Consider the following 19,542-nt stretch of genomic DNA (forward strand, 5'->3'; position numbering starts at 1 on the left):
TCACGCACCGCCGGTCGGCAGCGGCGCCCGATAGCTGAACATCTCCCCCGGCCGCACCTCGTACGTCCGCCCGGCCCGAGACCCCACGGCAAGACGCACCGTCTGCGTCACCGACGACCGGCTCTGGCCGAAGACCCCGAACGTGCCGTCGGGGTTGCGGAAGGCCGCGACGCTCAGCCACGGCGGGCCGGTGACGGAGACGACGTGCGCGCCCGGCGACGCGGCGCGGGACAGGTGGGCGAGGGTGTAGAACTCCGGCTCGCGGATCGCACCGGTCGGGGTCACGGTCAGCACGCCGCGACACTGCCCGCAGCCACCCCGGGTCGCGGGGTCGACCGGGCCGTGCGACGGGTCCAGCGCGAGGTTCCACATCATCAGCCCGGACGAGCCGGCGTTGATCGAGTCGGCCACCAGGTTCTTCGCGTCCCAGCCGAACGTGCCGACGGCCCCGTCGGTCGTGCCGGTGCACTCCGTGACCATGCGGGGTACGCCGAGGCCGGCCATCTGCCCGGGCTGGCCGGCGTAGCAGTGAAACGCTGCCCCGTCGAAGCCGGCCGACCCGGCGAGCACGGCGTCCACGCGGTCGCGGTCGTACCAGTTGTGGTCGACGGCCCACAGCCGCGTGCCGAGGGCGTCGAGGCGCGGGCCGACGGCCGTCCCGAGCGCCGACATCTGCGCGTCGGTCATCGTCATCGACGGGTAGTCGGAGCTGTGGCCGGGCTCGTTGCCGAGCGAGGTCGCCCAGAGGGGCAGCCCGTGCCTCGAGAGCCAGCGCGCCTGCGCGACGAGCAGGTCGGCGTACGACGTCTCGTCGCCGGGGACGAGCGCCCCGCCCCGGACCGAGCTGCCGGACTTCAACGACGCCGGCGCGGACCACGCGGCTCCGACGACCCGGAGCGACGGCCGGAGCGGGAGCACGCCGGACTTCACGAGCGCGATCGCCCGGCGGGCCTCGGGAGTCGGCGTGGCGGACACGCTGTCCCAGGACCAGGTCCACGGGGTCCGGGAGAAGTCGGTCGCGGACAGCGGGAGCCGGAGCATGTTGAGGTGGGCGCCCTTCGCCGCGGCCGGGTCGTAGAGCGCCTTCAGCAGGCCCGGACGGTCCTCGAGGAGCTCCACGGACGAGTCGGTCATCGCCGCGCCGGTCCCCCACCAGACCTGGTGGACCTGCGTCGGGTCGACGCGTACGTCGGCGGTGCCGCCGGGAGCGGCCGCAGCGGCGGTGGCCTCGACCTGCAGCGACCGGCTCGACTCGGTCGGCGAGGTGACCCAGAAGGTCGGCTTCGGTCGGGGTGGGGGCGTGGGAGCCGTCGTCGGCGCCGGCATCGCGCCACAGCCGACCAGCGCACCGGCCAGGAGCGTGGCGAGTGCGACCGAGAGGGATCGTGCGAGGGGGAAGGGCTTCACGACCTCTCCACCGTGGTCACACCCGACGCGCCGACACAACCCATGAGTGACGAGTTCCACGAAATGACGAAACGGCCGGCAACCTGTCCGAGGGACGTGGTTGCCGGCCGTCTGGGGGCCTCACCGCAGGTGCGAGAGTCGAAGGATCTCGAACTCCACCTGTCGCTGTTGCCGTCGGCGGATCGTCTGGAGGCGCTCCTGCTTGTCCTGCGTGGAGAGCGAGCGCCAGGCGTTGCGACGTTCGAGCATCGTGGTCTTCATGGTTGGTTCCCTTTCGGATGGAGCCCACCTCCCTGGTGGGCAGGCCCATCGTGCGCGCCCGCGCTTGGAGGCGACTGGGAACCGACTGGGGGCCCTACTTCTCGGACTCCGCGACCCGCTCGCGCAAGCGGTCGCGGACCTCTTCCGGCGTGAGCTGCGCACGCTGACGCTGGTCGCGCGCGATGATGGCGCCCGAGGCGGCGACGCCGGCCAGCCCGGCGAGCCCGAGCACCTTCCACAGCTTCACGAGGACCTCCATGACCTTGACGCTCGACCAAGCGGTCGACCTGACCCGCACCGGCGACCTCTGGCTCTTCCGCGGCCGCTCGGCTGCCGACCACGCTATCCGGGTCCTCACCAACGCACCGGTCAACCACGTCGGCATGGCGGTGGTCCTCGACGACCTGCCGCCGCTGATGTGGCACGCCGAGCTCGGCAAGGGCCTGCGCGACGTGTGGACCAACAGCCACCACCGGGGCGTCCAGCTCCACGACCTGCGCGAGGCCGTCGAGCAGTGGACCGGTCGCTACGAGCAGCAGGCGTGGCTGCGTCAGCTCGACGGAACGGTCACGCGCGAGATGGAGGACGCCGTCCTGCGGACGATCGGGCGGCTCGACGGCACGCCGTTCCCGGCGACGGCCAAGCTGGTCGGTCGCTGGGCGCGCGGGCGGGTCCACCGCGCGGCGTCGGCCGAGCTGACCTACTGCGCCGAGGTCGTGGCCGCGACGTACACGGAGATGGGCCTGCTGGACGGCAGTCGGCCCACGAACTTCTACGACCCGGGCAAGTTCTGGTCCGGCGACGACCTCGATCTCCTCGCCGGCGCTCGGCTCGGCGAGGAGATCGCGGTGATCAGCCCTGGGCGCCCTGCGAGCGCCAGTACTCGTTGAGCGCGCCGTTGGTCTTCACGAACCACACGATCGCGCCGACGAGGAAGAGCCAGCTGAGCAGGAGGTACCACAGACCGGTGGTGGCGCTGACCGGCTTCTGCTTGCCCTGCCGCTCGTAGAGGCCACCGACCTCGTTCGGGGTGATGAACGGCATCACGATGCCGACGACCAGGGCGAGCAGCAGGGCGAGGCCGCCGCCGATCCCCTGGCCGCTGTGCGCCTTCATCTCCGAGTGCACCTTGTAGTACCAGTAGATGCTGTAGATGCCGAGCGTGACGATGGTCAGCAGCACGCACATGCCCGTGCCACGGATCTTGCCGACCGGACCAGCCGCGGTCGGGTAGGCGTACGCAGCGGGCGCTCCGCCGTAGGCCGGCGCAGGCGCCGGCACCGCGGAGGCGTCGGGCGCCGGGGCGGCGTACGGCGGCGGAACCGCCTCGGCCCCGGGGGCCGGTACAGGGTCGTTCGTGTCTGTCATAGCGGGTCCTCACGTCGGTGTGGGCAAACGTCTTGAGGCTAGGACCGCGGCGCCCCGATAGGGCTCTCTTGGGTAAAACCTGGAGGGTGTCTGGACCAGTTGGCTCAGGCGCGCTCGGCGAGCGCCCAGACCCCGGGGGCACCCTTGGTCATCACGCCCTGCGTGATGAGCGCCTGGCGGGCCTTGCGGGCCGCGAGACGCCAGCGCAGCTCACCCTCGGGCGTCTTCTCCCGGTCGGCGTCCTTGAGCCGCTCCTCCATCCGCGCCTCGAGCTCGACGTAGAGCTCGTCCTGCTCGAGCACACCCCCCGCCTCGTGCAGCACGGCGAGGATCTCGGCCTGGAACGCCTCGGGAGGCGTCCACTTGCGCGGCACCGAACGGGCCGGCTTGGCGGGAGCGGCAGCGCGCGGCGTCGTGCGGCGTACGACGGGGGTCGCCCGGGGTGCGGGCGTGGCGACCACCGGCGGCGGAGGCTGTCCGTGGATGCAGGTGGACTTCGGCAGGTCACACAGTTCGCAATAGTCCTCGGCGCTCATCGGTGCCAGCCTAGTCGCTAGGGTCCAAGGCATGACTGACGACCGGGCCTGGTCCTCGACCTCGGGGATGCTCGACGGGAGGCTGGTCCTCGTCGAGCTCACCGACGACGGGCTGCACCTCCGGGTCGACGGCGACCCGGGCGACGGCGAGCGGATCCCGCTCAGCCGGATCACGGGCGTCGACGCCCAGGTCGGGGCGTGGACGGGCTACGTCAGCATCGAGATCGACGGCGCGGACCGCACCTTCTCGCGGGTCCCCAAGCGCGAGGCGAAGGCCCTCGTGGAGGCGCTGCGCGCCCAGCTGCGACACCGCCCCGAGCCCGCACCCGAGCCGGCTCCCGAGTCCGGGACCCCGCCCACCGGCTCGGCGCTCGAGGAGCTCGAACGCCTGGGCCGCCTGCGCCACAACGGCGTGCTGACCGAGGCGGAGTTCGAGTCCGCCAAGGCGACCCTCCTCAAGCGGCTCTGAGGTAGTCCTCCGCGCGAATAAGGCGTTCTCCTCAGGCGTCGCCCTGCCTCAGGCGCGCACTGTCGGGTCATCACACCGACCCAGGAGGACACCATGATCGCCACGCTCGGCATCACCGACCCGACCACCGCCCTGCTGCTCACCCACCTCGACGTGACCGCCGACGGCCGGGTCCGCAGCGGCCGCGCCGACCTGCGCCGCCGGCAGCGTCGTCACCTGCGCGCCGCGAAGCTCCGCAAGCTGCTCGCCTAGATCACCAGCGGTCGTGGATCGCGGCCCGGAAGTAGGTGTCGTAGATCCGCTCCACCCCGGCGAGCAGCTCCGGCGACAGCGCGTCGGCATCGCCGGCGGCCGCGTTGGCCCGCGCCTGCTCCGCGTTGCGGGCGCCCGGGATCACCGTGGTCACGCCCGGCCGCTGCCAGACCCACGCGAGTGCGACCTCGGCCGGGCTCAGCCCGGTCGGGCCGACCTCGCGCACCAGCTCGCCGAACTCCCGCGCAGCCCGCACCCCCGCCTCGTAGTCCACGCCCGAGAACGTCTCGCCCACGTCGAACGCGCTGCCGTCGCGGTTGTAGGTGCGGTGGTCGTCGGCCGCGAAGGTCGTCTTCTCGTCGTACCTCCCCGACAGCAGCCCCGATGCCAGCGGCACCCGCGCGATGATCGCGACGCCCGCCGCCTCGGCGGCCGGGAGCACCGCGTCGAGCGGCTTGAGCCGGAAGGCGTTGAGGATGATCTGGATCGACGCGACGTGCGGCCGCGCGATCGCGGACAGTGCCTGCTCGCACGTCTCGACGCTCACGCCGTACGCCGCGATCGTGCCGTCGTCGACCAGCGCGTCCAGGGCGTCGTACGTCGCGTCCGCGTCGATCACGTCGCTGGGCGGGCAGTGCAGCTGCACCAGGTCGAGCGTGTCGACGCCGAGGTTGCGCCGCGACCGGTCGGTCCAGGCGCGGAAGTTGTCCGGGCTGTAGTTCTCGGCGACCTGGTCCATCCGGCGGCCCATCTTGGTCGCCACCGTGATCCCCGGGTTGTCCTTCAGGAAGCGGCCGATCACCTGCTCGCTGCGCCCGTCGCCGTAGACGTCCGCGGTGTCGAAGAAGGTCACCCCCGCATCGACCGACGCCTGCAGCACCGCTCGCGCGTCGTCCTCCGAGACGTCACCCCAGTCGGCACCCAGCTGCCAGGTCCCGAGTCCGACGACCGACACGTCACGTGCGGTCCTTCCGAGGGTTCGTTGCTCCATGGCGGCGAGTCTGGCACGCGGCCATACTCGACCTCATGGCGTACGACGTGGAGCTGGCCGACCGCCTCCGTGATCTGGTCGAGGGCGAGCCTGGCCTGAGCGAGAAGAAGATGTTCGGCGGCCTGGCCTTCCTGGTCCACGGCAACATGGCCGTCGCCGCCTCGAGCAAGGGCGGCCTGCTGCTCCGCGTCGACCCGGACCGCACCGACGAGCTGCTCGAGCACCCCCACGCCGAGCCGTTCGAGATGCAGGGGCGCGGCGCGAAGGGCTGGCTGCGCATCGACCCGGCCGGCCTCGCCTCCGACGACGACCTGCAGCGCTGGACCGAGGTCGGGCTGGCCTACGCGAGCTCGCTGCCGCCCAAGTAGACGGCAGGCCCGCTCGACTCAGACCGTGCTGTGCGCCAGCACGGCGTGGGTGAACTGGCGAGCTCGGGGGGCGTCGTCCGCCGTGCGGTCCGGACGACCCTGCACGAAGGAGCGCACGGACACGGAGAACTTCGTCGCCGGCTCGAGGCAGTCGGGGTCGAACCGCACGATCGCGCGCTCCCCCCGCATCCGCAGCGAGGCACAACCACGGTCACTGATGTCCTTGCCGTGCCGGGTCCAGCTGCGAGACCGGTGGACGGTGTACTCCGAGAAGGCGTAGCCGGTGACGAAGAGATCCGGTGCCGGATCATCGTCGGTGTTGATCCAGACGCTGATCCCGTCGCCGACCCGGACCCGGCGGTCGTGCTCGACGACGACCGTGGCCCGCTTGTGACCGGCGGGCGCCGAGGTGAGCGTGACCGTCTCGATGTCGTACGCCGAGCGCGGCTCGTGAGCGTCCTGCACGACCCGCGTGGTCGGCGGAGCGGCGGCTGCGGGCAGTCCCCCCAGCGTGGCTCCGGCCACGCTGGTGAGGACGAGTGCGGTGATGGTCGATCGGCGCATAGGGGCACCCTTCCGAGAGGAGACCGTCGATTGTGCTTGCCCGGCGACGTTCTCGCGACCCCCTTCTCGGTCAGCCCGGTGGCAGGGCAGAGCCAGCGCAGGCCACGTGGGTGAGCGCCGTCGGCCGGGCCTCGAGCCGCTCGTCCGGGATCCGCTCGCCGCAGACCGTGCACACGCCGTAGGTGCCTGCCGCGACGCGATCGAGGGCGGCGTCGACGTCGGCGAGGTGCTGCTCGGCCTGGCGCACCAGGGCGCCCACCTGCTCGCGCTCGAACGCGATCGTCGTGCCCTCCGGGTCGTGCTCGTCGTCGGCGTTGGTGTCGCGCGACGCGTCGACGAACCCGCGGTAGTCGCCCCGCAGGGTGGCCAGCCGCTGCGTCGTACGCCGCCGCTCGTCCTCGAGCCGCTGCCGGATCACACCCGCTCCAGCAGGGTGAGCACCTCGTAGTGGCCGGTGTTCGGGAACATGTCGAGCAGCTGGCCCCGCACCGGGCGCAACGACGGCATCGCAGCGAGGTCGCGGGCCAGCGACTGCGCGTTGCAGCTGGAGTAGAGGACGTGGCCGACACCGGACGACGCGAGCCAGCCGCTCAGCTCCGGGCCGATGCCGCGCCGCGGAGGGTTCACGATCACCAGGTCCGGCGCGGTCGAGGCGCCCAGGGCGTACGCCGTCGCGTCGCCCGCCTCGAACCGCACCCCGCTCAGCCTGGCCTCGTCCCGGCTCTGCTCCGCGCTGGCGATCGCCTCCCGGCTGATCTCGATGCCGACGACGCTCGGGGCCGCGACGCTCAGCGCGAAGCCACCCACCCCGCAGTAGAGGTCCCAGACCGACGCCGGCCCGACCTCGCCGACCCAGGTCCGCCCGAGCCGGTAGAGCTCGGCCGCCATCGCGGTGTTGGTCTGGAAGAAGCTCTGCGGCCGCAGGTGCAGGTCGATCCCGTCGACCCGCATCCGCAGCGTCTCCTGCTCGGTCAGCGCGATCTCACGGTCGCCCTCGAGGACCGCCTTGTGCTCGGGCTGCAGGTTGACCGACGCGACGACCAGGGCGGGCAGCTCGGCCAGCAGCGCCGGGAGGTGCTTGCGGATCCGGGCGACCGGCTCCTGCGAGCGCAGCACGAAGCGCACCATCAGCTCGCCGTCGGGCGACTCCGTCACGAGGAGGTACTTCAGCTCGCCCCGCCGACCCGGGACGTCGTACGGCGTGAGCGCGGCCGTCGACACGAAGCGGGCGAGCACGGGCAGCGCTGCCTGGATGCCCGGCGTGTGCAGCGGGCAGTCGCGCAGATCGACCCCCGCCCCGGTCGGGTTGAGGATCCCCAGCGTCGGGTCGTCGGCAGTCCCGCTGACGACCATCTTGGCCTTGTTGCGGAAGCCCATCGCGGCGCTCGGGACCGGCGGCAGCCAGGCGACCCCGGGCAGGAGGTGCTCGACGTGGCGCTGCTTGGCGACCAGCTGGACGTCGTACGGGAGGCCCAGCTCGCTGCACGATCGGCAGCGACCGGCGTCGAAGTGGTGGCAGGTCGGCATGGCCGGTCAAGGCTACGGCGTGCCGGGGCGTGGCCCGGATCACGCGACGAATCAGTGGTTGACGGAATCAACCGACCGGGCGCGGGGTTGCGGCTAAGCCGGACCTTTGCCCAGAACAGCATGACTCTCGAGGAGCCTGATGACCGCCGCCACCGAGCGCCGTACCGACTACCGCGTCACCTTCGTGGTGCTCTGCCTGGGCGTCGCGTCCTTCTCGCTCCTGCAGTCGATGGTCAACCCGGTCCTCCCGACCATCGAGGCCGCCCTCGACACCGACCAGGCGACCGTCACCTGGGTGCTGACGGCCTACCTGCTCTCCGCCTCCGTCTTCACGCCGATCATCGGTCGCATCGGCGACAAGGTCGGCAAGGAGCGGATGCTCGTCGTCGCGATGGCCGCCCTCGCGGTCGGCTCGCTGCTGGCCGCCCTGGCCCCGACCATCGGTGTCCTGATCGCCGCTCGCGCCATCCAGGGTGTCGGCGGCGGCGTGCTGCCGCTGACCTTCGGGATCATCCGCGACGAGTTCCCCCGCGACAAGGTCGCCGGAGCCGTCGGTACGTCGGCCGCGCTGCTCGCCGTCGGCGGCGGCGTCGGCCTGGTCATCGCCGGCCCGCTGGTCGATGCGCTGAGCTACCACTGGCTCTTCTGGATCCCGATGATCATGACGGTCATCGCCGCCGTCGCGGCCGCGGTCTACGTGCCCGAGTCGCCCGAGCGCACCCCCGGCAAGATCAACGTCGGTACGGCGCTGCTGCTGTCCGCCTGGCTGGTCGCGCTGCTGCTCGCCGTGAGCCAGGGCCACGTCTGGGGCTGGAGCTCCAGCAAGGTCATCGGCCTGCTGATCGCCGCCGCGATCCTGCTGCCCGTCTGGATCATCGCCGAGGCGCGCAGCGACCAGCCGCTGATCGACATGAACATGATGCGCATCCCGACCGTCTGGACCGTCAACCTGGTCGCGCTGCTGTTCGGCATCGGCATGTACTCGATGTTCGCCTTCCTCCCCCAGTTCCTGCAGACCCCCGAGTTCACCGGCTACGGCTTCGGCGCCTCGGTCACCGAGTCCGGGCTGCTGCTGCTGCCGCAGACGGTCGCGACGTTCGTCGCCGGCGTCTTCTCGGGCCGGCTCGCCGCCCGCTTCGGGTCCAAGGTGCTGCTCATCCTGGGCGCCTGGCTCACCGCGCTCGGTACCCTCGGCCTGGTCGTCGCCCACGGCTCGCTCGGCATGGTGGTCCTCGAGACGACGATCCTCGGCTTCGGGTTCGGCTTCGCGTTCGCCGCGATGTCCAACCTGGTCGTCGCGGCCGTCCCGCAGACCCAGACCGGCGTCGCCAGCGGCATGAACGCCAACATCCGCACCATCGGTGGCGCGATCGGCAGCGCCGTGATCGCGACCGTGGTGACGAGCAACATGCGCGCCGACGGACTCCCCCACGAGGCGGGCTACACCCACGGCTTCACGGTGCTGACGATCAGCGCGGTCGCCGCCGCTGTCGTCGCGATCTTCGTGCCGGTGGTCCGGGCCGCGACCCACGTCGTCCCCGGCCCCCAGGCCGAGGCCGAGGCAGAGGCCGACGAGGAAGCCCTCAGCCCTTCGGCCTGACGGCCCTCGTGTACGCCGTCGGGCCCCACCCGACGGCGTTGCGCGCCTGGATGCCGACCCGGATCTTCTTGCCGGCCCGCAGGTGCTTGATCGTGGCCCGGTTGGCGCCCGCGCCGACCGTCACCGTGCGCCCGAGGTAGACGAGCCGGTAGGCCGTGACCGCGCTGCCCTGCGGCAGCGAGTCCCGCCAGCCGACGGTCACCCGCGCGCGGCCCGCCTTGATCGTCGGGGCTCCGGGGCGGGTCGGCACGGTCGCCGGCACGACATCGGGAGACGAGACCGCCACCGACGAGCCGTCGTCGGTGAGCGTCCGCACGGTGTAGGAGTAGGTGGCGCCGTTGACCAGGCCCGTGTCGGTGAACGACCGGGCCTCGGCCGGCACCCGCTGCGGCACGCCCCCGCTGCGCAGGACCTCGAAGCCGGTCACGGCCGCGGACGTCTGGGGCAGGTCCCAGGTGACCGTGGCGCTGCCGTTGCCGCGGCGTACGCGGACGTCGGCGGGAGCCGGCGGCGGCACCGGACGCACCGGGTCGATGGCGATCGCCGTGACCTCGCCGTCGAGCTTGAGCGGCAGCGACGTCCCGGTCGTCGTCCCGCCCACCGGGTCGCCGCTGTCGGAGGGCCGGTAGACCTTGAGCTGAGCCGGATCGGCCAGCCGCAGCGTGACGTCCTTCGGCGTGACCGCCACGGGCTGCTGCGTGGTGGGGTCGTAGATCGACACGTCGCGCCACATCAGCAGCACGAACGAGCCGTCGCGCTTCTGGGTGAGCACGTAGCGGCCGTCGCTGGGGAAGCCGTCGGCCGCGACCGCGAGGCTCCCCGGGGTGATCTCCGGACCCGGGTCGGCCATCAGCGCGAGCAGCCGCTGCATCGAGGTGTACGCCGGCTTCGGCGTCAGGTCGTGGTGGAGCAGCCCGAAGTTCGCCTCGGGGTTGGTGAGGCCCGGGTCGGTGAACTCGTCGATCAGCTCGTAGCTGTAGACCCGCTTCTCGCCGCGGCGGACGTGCTCGAGCAGCAGCCGCGGCAGGTAGACGCCGGCCACGTCCTCGGGGACGGCGCGGTGGCCGTTGTCCGAGTTCAGCGCGTTGTGGTAGCCCGCCTCGGTCGTGATCAGCGGCTTCGTCGGGATCATCCCCCGCAGCGCCTGGGTGATCCGGGTGATCTCGTTGGAGGGCAGGAACCCGCCGGGATACATGTGGGCGTTGGCGAGGTCGGAGTAGGCCGAGAGGTCGGGGACGCTCGCGTAGTTCTGCCGGAAAGCCAGCGAGGGTGCCAGCAGCGGCAGCCCGCTGGTCGCGGAGCTGGCTCGCGCCGCCGCGTAGAGCTGCTTCTGCCAGTCGGTCATCTCGGCGACCCAGTTGTCGCCCCCGAAGAGGTCCCACTCGTTGACGCCCTCGATGCTCTCGACCGCACCGGCCGGCAGCTGGTCGGCCACCGTCCTCACGTAGTCGGCCGGGGTGGCGCCGCTGTCCGGTCGGCCCATGATCAGGTCGAACCCGATGCCCTGGTCGGCGACGGTTCTGATCGCGGCGTACTGCCGTGGGCTGTTGAGGAAGAGGTCGTCGCGCACGTGCCGGACCCCGAGGTCGCTGAGCTTGGCGGCGACCGCGTCGGCGTCGGCGTACGGCGTGTCCAGGAAGTTGAGGTGGATGCCGACGCCGTAGCTGTCGACGACCGAGTCGGACGAGATCGCCGGGAGCGGCGTGATGTCCGGTGCGGCGGCGTTCGACGGGGCAGGGACCAGCACCCCGCCGAGTCCCGCCACGAGGGCACACGTCAACAGGGCCAGACCACTCCGTCGTCGCCGCACAGAGGGCATAACCCCCTCCTCCTGGAATCGTTACGCGGACGTGCCTGGGACCGGTCGGTTCGACTACCTGGACGGCATCCGTGCCGTCGCGATCGGCGCCGTCCTGATGCTGCACTGGTTCAGCTGGTACACGCCCTTCTTCCACGGCGGGTCCGTCGGTGTCGACGTGTTCTTCGTGCTCAGTGGCTTCATCATCACCACGATGCTGTGGCGCACCCGCGTCGAGGGCTCGTCAGCGGCCGCCTGGGTCGAGTTCGTACGCCGCCGGGCGATCCGGCTCTACCCCGCCCTGATCGGGCTCGTGGTCGGTGGCGTCGTCCTCTACGCGCTCGTGCCGTGGGCACCGGTCGGGCCGGTCGAGGTCGCCGAGCGCGGCGTCATCGTGCTCACGCAGACCTCGGCTGTCTGGGCGGCCCAGCAGCACGGCAGCCTGTGGCTCCCCGGGCTCCAGCCCTTCGGCCAGACCTGGTCGTTGGCCGTCGAGTGGTCCTTCTACCTGCTCTGGCCGGTCGCGGTCCTGGCTGCCCGTCGCCGCGGCTGGAGCGCGGGGCGGCTCGCCGTCGCCAGCCTCGTGGTCGCAGCGGCGACGTACGCCGTCTCGCTCCCGCTGAGCACCAACTGGTTCTACTTCGGTCCGCTCGAGCGCTCCGGCGAGCTGCTCGTCGGCGCCGCCCTGGCCCTGTCGTTCGCTGCCGGCCGGCGGCCCACCCGCCCCGCTCGCCACGCGACCGCGGCAGCCGTGCTCGCCCTGGTCCTCCTCGCGGCGTACGTCGCGTTCGGACCGGACGGCAAGGAGGCGGGTTACCGCCTCGTCGGCGTCCCGATCGCCGTCGCCGCGACCGTGGTGCTGATCCACACCGGCTACGGGAACCCGGGCGGTGCGGTGACGCGGCTGCTCAGCCACCGCTGGCTCGCGAGCGTCGGCCGCTACAGCTACAGCCTCTACCTGTGGCACATCGTGCCGTTCCTGCTGCTCCAGGACGCTCCGGGGGGCGTGCCGAAGCCCGTCCTCGGGGTGGTCGCCGTGGCGGCGGCCATCACGCTCACCGTGCTCAGCTACCGCTTCCTCGAGCGGCCGTTCCTGCGGCCGCGGGGCGACGTCCTCAGCCCCGGAGTCAGCCCGAGCTCAGCACGCCCAGCTTCACGAGTTCCGTGACCAGGTCGTCGGCCGCGGTCGACGACCGGTGGAGGCCGATCCGGCGCGACACCGCCTGGCGGAAGGCGGAGCCCTCACGGCACCGGCCGTCGAGGTCGTCGAGGAACATCGCGAACGGCCGGTCCTGCGGGTCGACGACCTCGCCCGGCACCCAGTCGAGGATGTCGGCCGGGTAGAGCGCCCGGTCGTAGGAGCGCCGGTCGGGGACGACGAACGCGATCGGGCGGTCCAGCAGCAGGTAGTCGACCCAGACGCTGGAGTAGTCGGTGACCAGACCGGACGAGGCGCCGAGCAGCGAGTAGAGGCTCACGCCGGCGGACACCAGGTCGTCCTCGTCCACGGTCACGGCCGCCGACCACTGCCGGCGGTCGGCGTCCATCGGGTGCGGCTTCACCACCAGCTGCAGGCCGCGCGCCGCGAGTGCGTCGAGCAGCACGTCGAGGTCCTTGTGGCCGGAGTCGGTGGCCACGTGGTCGGCCCGCACCCGGACGGCGCCGACGGCGCGCGGCTTGCGGAAGGTCGGCATCCACAGCACGAAGTCGCCGGTGATGCCCAGGGCAGCGAGGCGGTCCGGCTCGACCGGGTGCCAGAACTGGTCGGTGCGCGGGTTGCCGGTCACCAGCACCCGGTCGGCCGGCACCCCCAGGGCCGACGCCTGGAACTGCGAGAAGAGCGGCGTGCTGCCCACCAGGTAGGTGCTCGCGATGGGCGCACCGACGTTGCGGTCGGGGCGGATGTCCTTGGGGCCGTCGCCGTGCCAGATGTTGACGATCGGCTTGCGGGCACAGGGCTTCGGGCTTCCGTAGAGACCATGCGTGAAGAGCACCGACTCCGCACGCAGGTAGGCCCACAGTCCCGCGAGACTCGCCTTCGGCAGCACGACCAGGCCCTGGTCGGCGAGCGCGCGCACCTGCTCGGGGAGGGGACCTCCGTCGCGCAGCCAGACCACACGGCCGGCGTACCGACGCACCAGCGCCCGCGCGACCTCGATGCCGTTGCCCTCGGTCTCGGGGCTCGCGGTCACGACGACAGACCGGGTCTGCGGCACGACGAGCGAGAGCACCCGGAGCGTGACGCGCAGGGTGCCGAGGACGACGTCCAGGACGAGATTTCTCATGGCGCGACGAGCTCCCTCTCGACGACCGCGGGCGCGTCGTCCGGGAACCTCAGGAACGTCGAGGTGACCACGAAGCCGAGCAGACCGCCGACCACGTGGCCGATGCCCCAGGCCGCGGCCACCCAGACCGTGCCGTACGGCGCGAGCACGACCGCCAGCACCAGCATCACGACCGTGCTGACGAGCTGCACCAGGATCATCGCGCTCAGGTGGCTGGCGAGCCGCAGGCGCATCGCGGACCAGTAGTTGAAGGCCGCGCCGACGGTCGCGAGCGCGAGGACGCGCAACGTGGCCGTGCCGCTGTCGACGTAGTGCGGGCCGAAGATCGCCAGGAAGTACGGCGCCGCGACCATCATCGCGAGGCAGCCGGCGACCGAGCAGACGAGCAGCGTCAGACCGCCCTTGCGGACCACCCGGTGGCGGTGGTGCTCGGCGCGCTCGGCCTCGGCGTACGCCGAGCTGGCGACCGCGAGGACCACCGCGTGCAGGAGGGTGACGACCTGGAAGCTGATGAAGTAGGCGCCGCCCTGGGCCGGGCCGAGCGCGTTGATCACGATCAGCGGGAAGACCAGCAGCGGCAGCACCGTGAGCACGTAGGTGACGTAGCCGGCGGCGGCGAAGCCCCGGCTCGCACGCAGCTCGGGCGACGGTGAGAGCGAGCGACGACCGGGCACGTGGCGCAGGATCACCACCACGCTCGCCACCGCGCAGACGAGGATCGCGCCGCCGACGCACGCGTAGAGACCGAGGGCATCGAGCACGCCGGCCCCCGCGAGCGCGAAGGGCAGGGCGCACTTCACGACGCCCATCAGGATCCCGTTGAGGCGCAGGTAGGACCAGACCCGGTTGATCGCCAGGAAGATCGCGTCGGAGAGCACGTTGAGCCCGGTCGCGGCGACCAGCACGCAGAAGACCACGACGGTGGCCGGCGAGTGCAGGACGTCCGCCAGGCGGGGCGAGGTCCACGGCAGGAGCACCGCGTAGACGAGCGCGAAGCCGACCCCGGCGGTGACAACCGCCAGCGACGCGGTGAGGACGTCGGCGGCCTTGCGGCTGCTGGTCGGCATCGTGCGCAGGATCGCGATGTTGAGGCCGAGCTGGGCGAAGAGGGCGAGCGAGTCACCGGCCGCGACCAGCGAGCCCGCGAGGCCGACGTCGCCGGGGTCGGCGAGGCGAGCGGCGATCACCCAGAAGACCGCGCCCCCGCCCGCCATGAGCAGGGTGGTGGCGAACATCAGTGCCGAGTTCATCAGCAGCGGGTCGCGGCGTACGGCGGCGACCTTGGTCGCGATGGTGCTCATCGGTAGACCCGGGCGTCGGGCGAGCTGTAGACGAGGTCCAGGTGCCTGTCGAGGTCCTGGAGCGGGTAGTCGTAGGTCAGCAGGTCGCCGGTGTAGAACACCGTCGAGACGCCCTCGTGGAGGATCTGGCTGTCGACGAAGACGTAGGCGTCCTTCGACAGCAGCGTGGGGTAGAGGCGGTCCGAGACCGGCGCGCGGTTGCCGCTGAGCGCGAGCATCCGCACGTTGACGTTGCGGTTGGCGATGATCCGCTCGTTGGACTTGTCGGCGTGGTCGATCGAGGCGAGCCAGTGCATCCCGTCGTCCTCGATGTCGGACGCGTAGAGCCGGTCGTAGTAGGTGCCGGCGTTGGCGAAGGCGATCCGCTCCTGCTGACCACCGAGCGCAGCCGGCAGCAGACCGGTCAGGGCGAGGAAGAGCCCCACCGGGATGACGGTCGCGAGCGCGATCGCGACCCGGGGACTCTTCAACCGCGTCGCGACCGGGCGCAACGCGACCCACATGCCCATCGCCATCACGGGCGCGATCACCAGCAGCGTCTGCTGGAAGGCGCGCAGCACGCCGTAGTCGACCGACAGGTTCGGGACCAGCACGATCAGCCCGAGCGCGGCCATCGCACCGCAGCTGAGGAACGCGAGCTCGCGCGGCATCCGGCCGCCGCGGCGGCGGATCATCCAGACCAGGCCGAGCAGCGCGAAGGCCTGCATCACCAGCGCGCACCCGAGCTTGAGGGCGTTGTTGACGTGCACCGGGTCGAGCCCGACGGAGTCGAAGGCGTCGCCGATCGCCGTCGGCGCGGCGGTCTCCTGGTCGTGGAGCGTGGGGCTCAGCTCGGCCCGGCCCGGATCGGGGACGACGCGCTGGTTCTCGGGGATCTTCGCGTCGCGGTAGGCGATCGTCTCCTTCACGAACAGGTCCATCCGCTCGCGCGGCGTGGTCTGGTCGCCGGAGAAGATCCAGTACGACGCGTCCGAGGAGCTCGGCCCGTCGACGCCCTGCCCGGTCAGCGCGTCGAGCGTCTCGGAGAAGACCTCGCGCGCGTGGCCGCCGGTGCCGGTGATGGGACCAGCCCACGCCAGGGTCGCGGCGACCAGCCCGACGACGACCAGCGGGTGCAGGAGCACCAGCGGGGTGTGCGGCCCGTCCGGAGCGGCCCGGTGGCGGACGCGGCGTACGAGACCGAGGAGCCCCATGCCGACCAGCGCGGCGACCATCGCCATCAGCAGCACGTAGGTCGTCGAGTAGTGGGACAGCACGACACCGAGCCCGAAGGTGACCACCACCAGCCGGGACCGGACCTTCGTGCGGTGCGGCTCCGTCGCCGCCAGCAGCATCAGCGCCAGGAAGAAGAACGCGATCTCCTGGCGGACGAGGTAGGGCATGTCGGTGAAGAACGTCGGGAACGCCATCGTGAAGATCGCGGCGACCAGGGCGAGCTGGCGCGACACGAAGCGGCGGGAGAAGAGGAAGGTCAGCACCGGAACGGTCGCGAAGACCAGCTGGAGCAGGACCTTGAAGACCAGCTCACCGGTCAGCCCGGTCGCCTGGACCAGCACGGTCGGCAGGATGGTGACGGACAGGCAGGCGTTGTAGGCGCTGGGCAACGCGCTCATGTCCCAGTTCTGCGCGTCGTTGGTCAGCCGGAAGGCGAGGAACTCCGCCTGGATGTCGTGGCCGGTGATGTTCCAGCCGCGCACCGACGTCGCGAGCAGGAGGCTGCCGGACACCAGGCCGAGGGTCAGCACGTCGCGGCCGAGCCTCGGCGTACGACCGAGGAGGATCGCCAGCAGAGCGCCGGCCGCGAGCAGCTCGGCGACCAGGGCGACCCCGCCGCCGGCGTCGTTGTTGAGGCGTACGGCGCCGAGGACCGCCAGCACCAGCGCGAGCGAGCCGAGGGCGGGCGCGAGCTCGATCCGTGCGTCGACCGCGCGTCGCCACGCCGTCCGCACGGCGCTCGGCCCGACCAGCGGGACCGACTGCCGCCACGCGAGCAGGGCGAGGTCGACCAGGAACCAGGTGACCGCGAGCGGCGCCGGTGCGAGCGGTCGGTCGATGCCGACCCACGGCAGCACGGTGTCGAGGACGAGGCCGCCCACGAGCAGGCCGAGCAGGCTGATGCCGAGGGCGTAGGAGAAGCGGGCCGGAGCGGTGTCCGCCACCATCGACGACCGGCGGTAGAGGACCAGCGTCGGGAGGGCCAGGAACGTGACCAGCGCGATCGCCGGTCGCACCACCGGCAGGTCGACGTCGAGGGCGACGACGGCCTGCGCCGCCGCGAGCACCAGGACCGCGACGAGCAGCGGGCGCGAGGCACGCGGCAGCCGCGGCAGCCGTCGGACCGGCTCACCCAGGTGGGCGGGCTGGTCGAGCGGCTCCTCGACCGAGGGCTGGAAGGCGAGCGTCATGCGACCTCCACCGAGACGCTCCCCCAGCGGGAGAGCGGGAGGTCGGTCGCCTCGGGCTCCTCGACCTGGCGTGCCTCGTGGATCACCAGGAGCGCCTCGAGGAGCTCCTTCGGCGACGAGAAGTCCTTCGGCTCGAACGGCCCGTGCAGCCGGGCGACGGGGCCTTCGGGGCCCTCCTCCGTGGTCATCACGACCACCGGCGAGTTGGTGTCGGTCGCGAGCCGAGCGGCGCCGAACGAGCCGAGGACGTCGCGGCCGGCGAACCGCATCGGCGTACGTCCCGGGACGTCGGACGCGATCGCGACCACCTCGCCGCTCTGCAGCAGCTCGGTCAGCCCCGCCGTGCCGATGGCCGCGTTGACGGCGGTGCCGCCACCGGCACAGGCGACGGCCATGTGCTGCTTGAGCCAGACCGGGGCGTCGGGCTCGAGCATGTAGGGGTAGACGACCATCCGGCACGCGATGCCGTGGCGGCCGAGCGAGGCGAACGCGCCGTCGTAGTAGCCGTGGTGGACGAAGTTGAGCATCACGCCGCGACCCTGGTCGCGCGCCTCGACGAGCCGCTCGATGCCCTCGACCCGGAGGTGGGTGATCAGCTCGGGGTGCCAGCGGAGCTCGCCGCGACGCACCTGGTAGCGCACGTAGTCGCGGGCCACCGCGTCGAGGTCGGCGTCGGGCCGGGTGTGCTCGAGCAGGAACTCCATCTGCGCCCGGGCGTCGGCGCGTACGGCGCTGCGCGACCACGCGATGCGGGCGCGTACGGCGACCAGCAGCGGGATCGCGAAGGTCGGGATCCGCCGGCGGAGAGCGGCGACGAGCTGTGCCAGGTTCATGAGGCCACCTCCGTGAGGACGCGAAGTGTGTCGTCGACGCGTTGGGACCAGTCCCAGCGGGCCGTCGGGACGATCGGGTCGAGCAGCGCGGCGGCGAGCGTCGCGGCGAGCGCGTCCGGGTCGCCCGGTCGCACGAGACGCCCGTCGTCACCCACCACGAACGGGATCCCTCCGACGTCGGACCCGACCACCGGGCAGCCGCAGGCCATCGCCTCGGCCAGGGTCATGCCGAACGACTCCGACTCGGTGAGTGACGGCAGGACCGTGACGCCCACGCGCTGGTAGTGGGCCGTCAGCCGGTCGTGGTCGACCCGGCCGTGCCACGTGACGAGGTCGGCGACCCCGAGGTCGGCGGCTCGCTTCTGCAGGGTCTCGACGTCGTCGCCGTCACCGATGATCTCGAGGCCCGCGTCGGGGACCAGCTCGCGCAGTCGCGGCAGTGCGTCGACCAGCACCTGCAGGCCCTTCCAGCGCGAGGTGCGCTCGACCCGTCCGACGTACAGCACCCGACGCTCGCGCGGGGCGCCGCTCGTCGGCGGCGTGAAGAGCTCGCCGTCGACGCCCGGAGGGATCAGGTCGGCGCGGCCGGTGGCGTGGGAGAGCGCGACGGGTGAGACCGCGACCAGCCTCGCGCAGCGGTCGAAGACGCGCGGCAGGACGTGGCGCTCGTAGGCGCGCAGCAGCGGGTCGACGCGGGAGTCGCCCTTGACCAGGGAGCCGGAGTGGTAGGTCAGCACCACCGGCACGCGCGAGGTGAGGGCGGCGAGGTCGGCCAGCCCGGGGACCGGCGCATGGGCGTTGACCACGTCGACGTCGAGCTCGACGAGGAGCCGGCGCAGCTGTCGCCACCACCGGGGGTTGACCGGGGTGTTGGAGAGGGTCAGCCAGGTGCGCAGCCGGATCACCGGGATCCCGTCGTACGTCGTGCGGCTGGCGGTGTCACCGGTGGAGATCACGACGACCTCGTGACCGGCGTCGACCAGGGTCCGGGCGACCCACGCGGCGTACTCCTCGACGCCGCCGGCGTCGGGCGGGAAGCGCGGGGTCACGATCGCCACCTTCATCGGTGGCCCCCGGCGCAGTGAGCGCTCAGCTCGTCCCCGCTCGCGGGGAGCAGGACGGAGACGTCGTAGGCGCCCTGGCGGTCGAGGGTCTTGTGCACGACGGCGGTCCTGCCCGGCTCGACCGACCTCGTGCCCTTGCGGGTCGCACCGTCGACCGTGACGACGTAGGCGATCCTGCGGGCGTCGTCGAGGTGGCTCGCGATCGCGAAGCGGACGTCGGCGGAGCCCTGGTGGCTGGTACAGACCAGCTGGGTGCCGTCGGCGGCGCGGGCGAAGTAGAGCTCGACGTAGGGCTCGGGCTGGTGGCTCGCCGAGAGCGCGACCTGGTCGCGGAAGCCCGGGACGACCAGCGCCGCGAGCGCGACGAGGGCGACCGCCAGCGCGGTCACGGGCAGCACACGCTGGAACCAGCGCGGGCGCGCTTCATCGGTCGATGCCACGGCGTTCCTCCCTCCCAGGACGACACCCCAGACAACGCAGGGGTGTAGCGCTGGTTACGCGACGGCATACTCC

The 19,542-nt window shown here is 72.1% G+C and carries 22 protein-coding genes; 6 read left to right on the top strand and 16 right to left on the bottom strand.

The genetic code is table 11. From position 1 onward, the window contains the following. The 3 genes from ABLE68_RS03600 to ABLE68_RS03610 form a co-directional block, all read right to left on the bottom strand. Nucleotides 1-1,407, bottom strand: coding sequence for a glycoside hydrolase family 30 protein (locus tag ABLE68_RS03600; protein ID WP_348869838.1), 1,407 nt, complete (start codon nt 1,405-1,407; stop codon nt 1-3). A gap of 120 nt (nt 1,408-1,527) precedes the next feature. Then, nucleotides 1,528-1,668, bottom strand: a complete 141-nt coding sequence (locus ABLE68_RS03605; RefSeq protein WP_348869839.1) for a hypothetical protein — start codon at nt 1,666-1,668, stop codon at nt 1,528-1,530. 94 nt (nt 1,669-1,762) lie between these two features. Beyond that, nucleotides 1,763-1,927, bottom strand: a complete 165-nt coding sequence (locus ABLE68_RS03610) for a hypothetical protein (RefSeq protein ID WP_348869840.1) — start codon at nt 1,925-1,927, stop codon at nt 1,763-1,765. Here ABLE68_RS03610 and ABLE68_RS03615 point away from each other — a divergent pair. After that, the gene (locus tag ABLE68_RS03615) at nt 1,926-2,558 is read left to right on the top strand and encodes a hypothetical protein (RefSeq protein ID WP_348869841.1); all 633 of its coding nucleotides are present in this window, start codon (nt 1,926-1,928) and stop codon (nt 2,556-2,558) included. The genes ABLE68_RS03610 and ABLE68_RS03615 overlap by 2 nt on opposite strands. On the opposite strand, the gene ABLE68_RS03620 is transcribed toward ABLE68_RS03615, so the two are convergent. Together ABLE68_RS03620 and ABLE68_RS03625 are read right to left on the bottom strand one after the other, a co-directional pair. Continuing rightward, nucleotides 2,521-3,036 (bottom strand): DUF4234 domain-containing protein, encoded by a 516-nt coding sequence (locus ABLE68_RS03620; RefSeq protein WP_348869843.1) that lies wholly within the window; start codon nt 3,034-3,036, stop codon nt 2,521-2,523. The two genes, ABLE68_RS03615 and ABLE68_RS03620, sit on opposite strands and share 38 nt — an antisense overlap. Nucleotides 3,037-3,140: 104 nt before the next feature. Beyond that, the gene (locus tag ABLE68_RS03625) at nt 3,141-3,572 is read right to left on the bottom strand and encodes a hypothetical protein (RefSeq protein ID WP_348869844.1); all 432 of its coding nucleotides are present in this window, start codon (nt 3,570-3,572) and stop codon (nt 3,141-3,143) included. 31 nt (nt 3,573-3,603) lie between these two features. On the opposite strand from ABLE68_RS03625, the gene ABLE68_RS03630 reads away from it, so the two are divergent. Both ABLE68_RS03630 and ABLE68_RS03635 read left to right on the top strand, forming a co-directional pair. Further along, nucleotides 3,604-4,041, top strand: a complete 438-nt coding sequence (locus tag ABLE68_RS03630) for an SHOCT domain-containing protein (protein ID WP_348869845.1) — start codon at nt 3,604-3,606, stop codon at nt 4,039-4,041. Nucleotides 4,042-4,134: 93 nt separating this feature from the next. After that, entirely contained in the window at nt 4,135-4,293 is a 159-nt protein-coding gene (locus tag ABLE68_RS03635; protein WP_348869846.1) for a hypothetical protein, read from the top strand. Nucleotide 4,294: 1 nt separating this feature from the next. Here the strand turns inward: ABLE68_RS03635 and ABLE68_RS03640 are convergent, their stop codons facing one another. Then, nucleotides 4,295-5,284 carry an aldo/keto reductase gene (locus ABLE68_RS03640; RefSeq protein WP_348869847.1) on the bottom strand — a complete coding sequence of 330 codons (990 nt, stop codon included), beginning with the start codon at nt 5,282-5,284 and terminating at the stop codon, nt 4,295-4,297. Between the two features lie 35 nt (nt 5,285-5,319). Between ABLE68_RS03640 and ABLE68_RS03645 the strand changes: the two genes are divergently transcribed. Continuing rightward, nucleotides 5,320-5,652: a TfoX/Sxy family protein gene (locus tag ABLE68_RS03645; protein WP_348869848.1), complete on the top strand. Its 333-nt coding sequence runs from the start codon at nt 5,320-5,322 to the stop codon at nt 5,650-5,652. An 18-nt stretch (nt 5,653-5,670) separates the two neighbouring features. On the opposite strand, the gene ABLE68_RS03650 is transcribed toward ABLE68_RS03645, so the two are convergent. The 3 genes from ABLE68_RS03650 to rlmC all read right to left on the bottom strand — a co-directional run bounded on the left by ABLE68_RS03650 (nt 5,671) and on the right by rlmC (nt 7,743). Then, complete coding sequence (locus ABLE68_RS03650; protein WP_348869850.1) at nt 5,671-6,216, bottom strand: hypothetical protein; 546 nt, start codon at nt 6,214-6,216, stop codon at nt 5,671-5,673. 70 nt (nt 6,217-6,286) lie between these two features. Further along, nucleotides 6,287-6,634 carry a TraR/DksA family transcriptional regulator gene (locus ABLE68_RS03655; protein ID WP_348869851.1) on the bottom strand — a complete coding sequence of 116 codons (348 nt, stop codon included), beginning with the start codon at nt 6,632-6,634 and terminating at the stop codon, nt 6,287-6,289. Beyond that, on the bottom strand, nt 6,631-7,743 hold the full coding sequence (rlmC, locus tag ABLE68_RS03660; protein ID WP_348869852.1) for a 23S rRNA (uracil(747)-C(5))-methyltransferase RlmC: 1,113 nt from the start codon (nt 7,741-7,743) through the stop codon (nt 6,631-6,633). The genes ABLE68_RS03655 and rlmC overlap by 4 nt, the downstream gene beginning before the upstream one ends. A 139-nt stretch (nt 7,744-7,882) precedes the next feature. Between rlmC and ABLE68_RS03665 the strand changes: the two genes are divergently transcribed. Beyond that, nucleotides 7,883-9,343: an MFS transporter gene (locus ABLE68_RS03665; protein WP_348869853.1), complete on the top strand. Its 1,461-nt coding sequence runs from the start codon at nt 7,883-7,885 to the stop codon at nt 9,341-9,343. Here the strand turns inward: ABLE68_RS03665 and ABLE68_RS03670 are convergent. After that, nucleotides 9,327-11,108, bottom strand: coding sequence for a fibronectin type III domain-containing protein (locus ABLE68_RS03670; RefSeq protein ID WP_348869855.1), 1,782 nt, complete (start codon nt 11,106-11,108; stop codon nt 9,327-9,329). The genes ABLE68_RS03665 and ABLE68_RS03670 overlap by 17 nt on opposite strands. A gap of 85 nt (nt 11,109-11,193) precedes the next feature. Here ABLE68_RS03670 and ABLE68_RS03675 point away from each other — a divergent pair, with 85 nt between their 5' ends. Continuing rightward, entirely contained in the window at nt 11,194-12,309 is a 1,116-nt protein-coding gene (locus ABLE68_RS03675) for an acyltransferase family protein (RefSeq protein ID WP_348869856.1), read from the top strand. On the opposite strand, the gene ABLE68_RS03680 is transcribed toward ABLE68_RS03675, so the two are convergent. Genes ABLE68_RS03680 through ABLE68_RS03705 form a run of 6 tightly spaced genes read right to left on the bottom strand, consistent with a single transcriptional unit; the run spans nt 12,269 to nt 19,469 of the window. Continuing rightward, complete coding sequence (locus ABLE68_RS03680; RefSeq protein ID WP_348869858.1) at nt 12,269-13,426, bottom strand: CDP-glycerol glycerophosphotransferase family protein; 1,158 nt, start codon at nt 13,424-13,426, stop codon at nt 12,269-12,271. The genes ABLE68_RS03675 and ABLE68_RS03680 overlap by 41 nt on opposite strands. Beyond that, entirely contained in the window at nt 13,423-14,727 is a 1,305-nt protein-coding gene (locus ABLE68_RS03685) for a lipopolysaccharide biosynthesis protein (RefSeq protein WP_348869859.1), read from the bottom strand. The genes ABLE68_RS03680 and ABLE68_RS03685 overlap by 4 nt, the downstream gene beginning before the upstream one ends. Continuing rightward, entirely contained in the window at nt 14,724-17,132 is a 2,409-nt protein-coding gene (locus ABLE68_RS03690) for a DUF2206 domain-containing protein (RefSeq protein WP_348869861.1), read from the bottom strand. The genes ABLE68_RS03685 and ABLE68_RS03690 overlap by 4 nt, the downstream gene beginning before the upstream one ends. After that, a complete protein-coding gene (locus ABLE68_RS03695) occupies nt 17,129-17,965 on the bottom strand; it encodes a lysophospholipid acyltransferase family protein (RefSeq protein WP_348869862.1) in 837 nt (278 codons plus the stop codon). Before ABLE68_RS03695 ends, ABLE68_RS03690 begins: the two co-directional genes overlap by 4 nt. Beyond that, the gene (locus ABLE68_RS03700; RefSeq protein ID WP_348869863.1) at nt 17,962-19,029 is read right to left on the bottom strand and encodes a glycosyltransferase family 4 protein; all 1,068 of its coding nucleotides are present in this window, start codon (nt 19,027-19,029) and stop codon (nt 17,962-17,964) included. The genes ABLE68_RS03695 and ABLE68_RS03700 overlap by 4 nt, the downstream gene beginning before the upstream one ends. Then, on the bottom strand, nt 19,026-19,469 hold the full coding sequence (locus ABLE68_RS03705; RefSeq protein WP_348869865.1) for a hypothetical protein: 444 nt from the start codon (nt 19,467-19,469) through the stop codon (nt 19,026-19,028). The genes ABLE68_RS03700 and ABLE68_RS03705 overlap by 4 nt, the downstream gene beginning before the upstream one ends. Between the last annotated feature and the right edge of the window lie 73 nt (nt 19,470-19,542).

Source organism: Nocardioides pollutisoli (assembly GCF_040045055.1).
Lineage (GTDB): Bacteria > Actinomycetota > Actinomycetes > Propionibacteriales > Nocardioidaceae > Nocardioides > Nocardioides tweenelious.

Excerpts from the sequence above, each read along its gene's own strand:
- ABLE68_RS03680 (WP_348869858.1), bottom strand. The coding sequence starts at position 13,426 with ATGAGAAATCTCGTCCTGGACGTCGTCCTCGGCACCCTGCGCGTCACG.
- ABLE68_RS03635 (WP_348869846.1), top strand. The coding sequence starts at position 4,135 with ATGATCGCCACGCTCGGCATCACCGACCCGACCACCGCCCTGCTGCTC.
- ABLE68_RS03615 (WP_348869841.1), top strand. The coding sequence starts at position 1,926 with ATGACCTTGACGCTCGACCAAGCGGTCGACCTGACCCGCACCGGCGAC.
- ABLE68_RS03645 (WP_348869848.1), top strand. The coding sequence starts at position 5,320 with ATGGCGTACGACGTGGAGCTGGCCGACCGCCTCCGTGATCTGGTCGAG.
- ABLE68_RS03665 (WP_348869853.1), top strand. The coding sequence starts at position 7,883 with ATGACCGCCGCCACCGAGCGCCGTACCGACTACCGCGTCACCTTCGTG.
- ABLE68_RS03640 (WP_348869847.1), bottom strand. The coding sequence starts at position 5,284 with ATGGAGCAACGAACCCTCGGAAGGACCGCACGTGACGTGTCGGTCGTC.
- ABLE68_RS03700 (WP_348869863.1), bottom strand. The coding sequence starts at position 19,029 with ATGAAGGTGGCGATCGTGACCCCGCGCTTCCCGCCCGACGCCGGCGGC.
- ABLE68_RS03650 (WP_348869850.1), bottom strand. The coding sequence starts at position 6,216 with ATGCGCCGATCGACCATCACCGCACTCGTCCTCACCAGCGTGGCCGGA.
- rlmC (WP_348869852.1), bottom strand. The coding sequence starts at position 7,743 with ATGCCGACCTGCCACCACTTCGACGCCGGTCGCTGCCGATCGTGCAGC.
- ABLE68_RS03690 (WP_348869861.1), bottom strand. The coding sequence starts at position 17,132 with ATGACGCTCGCCTTCCAGCCCTCGGTCGAGGAGCCGCTCGACCAGCCC.
- ABLE68_RS03620 (WP_348869843.1), bottom strand. The coding sequence starts at position 3,036 with ATGACAGACACGAACGACCCTGTACCGGCCCCCGGGGCCGAGGCGGTT.
- ABLE68_RS03630 (WP_348869845.1), top strand. The coding sequence starts at position 3,604 with ATGACTGACGACCGGGCCTGGTCCTCGACCTCGGGGATGCTCGACGGG.
- ABLE68_RS03610 (WP_348869840.1), bottom strand. The coding sequence starts at position 1,927 with ATGGAGGTCCTCGTGAAGCTGTGGAAGGTGCTCGGGCTCGCCGGGCTG.
- ABLE68_RS03685 (WP_348869859.1), bottom strand. The coding sequence starts at position 14,727 with ATGAGCACCATCGCGACCAAGGTCGCCGCCGTACGCCGCGACCCGCTG.
- ABLE68_RS03605 (WP_348869839.1), bottom strand. The coding sequence starts at position 1,668 with ATGAAGACCACGATGCTCGAACGTCGCAACGCCTGGCGCTCGCTCTCC.
- ABLE68_RS03625 (WP_348869844.1), bottom strand. The coding sequence starts at position 3,572 with ATGAGCGCCGAGGACTATTGCGAACTGTGTGACCTGCCGAAGTCCACC.
- ABLE68_RS03695 (WP_348869862.1), bottom strand. The coding sequence starts at position 17,965 with ATGAACCTGGCACAGCTCGTCGCCGCTCTCCGCCGGCGGATCCCGACC.